We start from the raw sequence: 2,638 nt of genomic DNA on the forward strand, positions 1-2,638 counted from the left end.
GCACCGCACGGTCCTCGCGGGCGGCGCGCTCGCCCCGCCCCCACAGGCGGGCCGATACCTCTACGCCGACCTCGGTCCCCTGCGCGAAGCCCTCGCCGCGCAGGGCGTGCGGGACGCGCAGGAACTGGAGGACTTCCTCACCGCCCGGCTCGGCATGCCCGCGCCCGGCGCCCACCGCTTCGGCGACGACCTCGGCGCCCTGCGCGTACGGCTGTCCACCGCGGCGCTGCTGGGCGGCACCGACGAGGAGCGCGAGGCCGCGCTCGCCTCGCCCGACCCGACGGAACTGCCGTACACGCGGGACGCGTTGCTCACCCTGGGGTCGGTCCTCGACGAACTCCGTGACGAAGCCGTGCGATGGGAGCCTCCTCGATGACGCAGCAGACGCATGAGTCCAGGTCCACCGTCACGACGGCCACCACACCGGTGCCGGATGCTCCCGAACCCGTGGACGCGGCGCCCTCGGCGCCCGAGGCTGTCGTCCGTGCCCCGCTCGCGCCCGCGTCGCCGCCACTGGCCGAACCCCGCCCGCTGGGCGAGCACCGGGTGTGGCCGCGCACCTTCCACGACCGGCTCACCGCGCCGCTGCCCGGTTGGCGGGCCATGGCCCGCTTCGCCCGCGAGGGCGCCGTACGCCCCGACCCCGAGGGGCTCGTCGACATCCCCCGACTCCCTTACGAGCCCGGCCCGTTGCCCCGCGTCGGGGCCGACACCCTCGCCGTCACCTGGGCGGGGCACGCCAGTTGGGTGGTGCGGATCGGCGGACTGACCGTGCTCACCGACCCGGTGTGGTCGCGCCGCATCCTCGGCACCCCGGCCCGCGTCACCCCGGTCGGTGTCCCCTGGGACAGCCTGCCGCCCGTCGACGCGGTCGTGATCAGCCACAACCACTACGACCACCTGGACGCCCCCACCCTGAGCCGGCTCCCGCGCGAGACACCGGTGTTCGCACCCGCCGGGCTCGGACGCTGGTTCCGGCGCCGGAGGTTCAGCCGCGTCACCGAGCTGGACTGGTGGGAGGGCGCCCAACTCTCCGGTGTTCGCTTCGACTTCGTGCCCGCACACCACTGGTCCAAGCGCACGCTGACCGACACCTGTCACAGTCTGTGGGGCGGCTGGGTGATGACCGCGACGGACGGGCAGCGTCTCTACTTCGCGGGCGACACCGGTTACGGCCACTGGTTCGGGCGGATAGGCCGCCGCTACCCCGGTATCGACCTCGCCCTGATGCCCATCGGCGCCTACGACCCGCGCTGGTGGCTCAGCGACGTCCACTGCGACCCGGAGGAGGCCGTACGGGCCACCCTCGATCTCGGCGCCCGCCGGATGGCGCCCATGCACTGGGGGACGTTCGTGCTCTCGGCCGAGCCCGTCATGGAGCCCCTCACCCGCGTCCGCACGGCCTGGGAGAAGGCGGGCCTGGCCCGGACCGACCTGTGGGACCTCCCCGTGGGCGCCTCCCGCGTCCTGGAGACCTCCCCTACCGCTCCTCGCCCCGCACCCGGCGCACCAGCCCCGGAGCCGTGCTGACCAGCACGGTCAGCACCACCACCGCCAGCACACCCTCCCACGGCCGGGCGAACAGCGAACCCCCGAGCACACCGATGACCTGGTACGTCAGCGCCCACGCCAGGCACGCCGGCAGGTTGCCCCGCGCGAAGCGCCGCAGCGGCCACTCCGCCAGCAGGCACGCCAGCATCACCGGAATCCGGCCGGCGGGTATCAGCCGGGACAGCACCAGCACCGACAACCCGTGCTCGGCCAGCTTCTCCCGCGCCTGGTTCAGCCGCTCCTCCGGTGCCCGCGACCGCAGCGCCTCCAGCCAGCGCGACCCGCTCTGCGAGCCCAGACCGCGCCGCCCCAGCCAGTACAGCGCCGCGTCCCCCAGGAAGGCCGCCAGCGACGCCGTCACGAACACCAGCGCGAGCGAGAACGGCGCCGTCCGGTGCAGCGCCACCACCGTCGCCGAGCTGACCAGCGCCCCCGTCGGCACCACGGGTATCAGCGCCCCCACCAGCACCAGCAGGAACAGCGACGGATAGCCGAGCGCCTGACTCGTCGACTCCAGCGGCGCACCCGTCGTCGCGGCGGCGGCCAGCACCGCCGAGCCCCCCACGCCTCTCACCGGCCGACCTCCAGCCGTATGCCCTCGCCGTGTCCCAGCCGGTGCACGGTCACCTTCGGCGCCGCCTCGGCCGCCAGGCGCACGAACTCCTCGCCCGGCGCGTGGAATTCGTGCGGGCGCACCGCGTCCATCCCGATCGGCCAGTACGTGCCGTAGTGCACCGGCACCGCCCAGCCCGGCGCCAGCCGGGCCAGCGCCCGTGCCGCCCGGCCCGCGTCCAGATGCCCCTCACCGAGGTACGGCCCCCAGCCGCCCACCGGCAGCAGCGCCACGTCCACCGGGCCGACCTCCTCGGCCATCGCGTCGAACAGCGCGGTGTCCCCGGCGAAGTAGGTGCGCGCCTCGCCCTCCACGACATAGCCCAGAGCCGGGGCGCGGTGCGGGCCGAACGGCAGCCGCCGTCCGTCGTGCAGCGCGGGCACCACCCGCACCCGCAGCTCCCCGAGCCGCACCTCGTCGCCCGGCACCACCTCGGTGAGGTCGAGCCCCCGCAGCCGGCGCAGTCCGGGCACC

Annotated in this window: 3 protein-coding genes and 1 pseudogene; 2 read left to right on the forward strand and 2 right to left on the reverse strand. The window is 75.1% G+C overall.

The features are described from left to right. Together GT030_RS01375 and GT030_RS01380 are read left to right on the forward strand one after the other, a co-directional pair. Positions 1–376 (forward strand): annotated as a pseudogene (locus GT030_RS01375) (pyridoxal phosphate-dependent aminotransferase); the annotation flags it as partial. Next, on the forward strand, positions 373–1,530 hold the full coding sequence (locus GT030_RS01380; protein WP_161199429.1) for an MBL fold metallo-hydrolase: 1,158 nt from the start codon (positions 373–375) through the stop codon (positions 1,528–1,530). The pseudogene GT030_RS01375 and the gene GT030_RS01380, both read left to right, overlap by 4 nt. Here GT030_RS01380 and GT030_RS01385 read toward each other — a convergent pair. Together GT030_RS01385 and GT030_RS01390 are read right to left on the reverse strand one after the other, a co-directional pair. Continuing rightward, positions 1,481–2,125 (reverse strand): VTT domain-containing protein, encoded by a 645-nt coding sequence (locus tag GT030_RS01385; protein WP_346009535.1) that lies wholly within the window; start codon positions 2,123–2,125, stop codon positions 1,481–1,483. The two genes, GT030_RS01380 and GT030_RS01385, sit on opposite strands and share 50 nt — an antisense overlap. Beyond that, on the reverse strand, positions 2,122–2,638 hold a 517-nt coding region (locus GT030_RS01390; protein WP_161199430.1), incomplete at its 5' end, for an MBL fold metallo-hydrolase. The genes GT030_RS01390 and GT030_RS01385, both read right to left, overlap by 4 nt.

The sequence above is a fragment of the Streptomyces sp. SID1328 genome, assembly GCF_009865595.1.
GTDB lineage: Bacteria > Actinomycetota > Actinomycetes > Streptomycetales > Streptomycetaceae > Streptomyces > Streptomyces griseoluteus.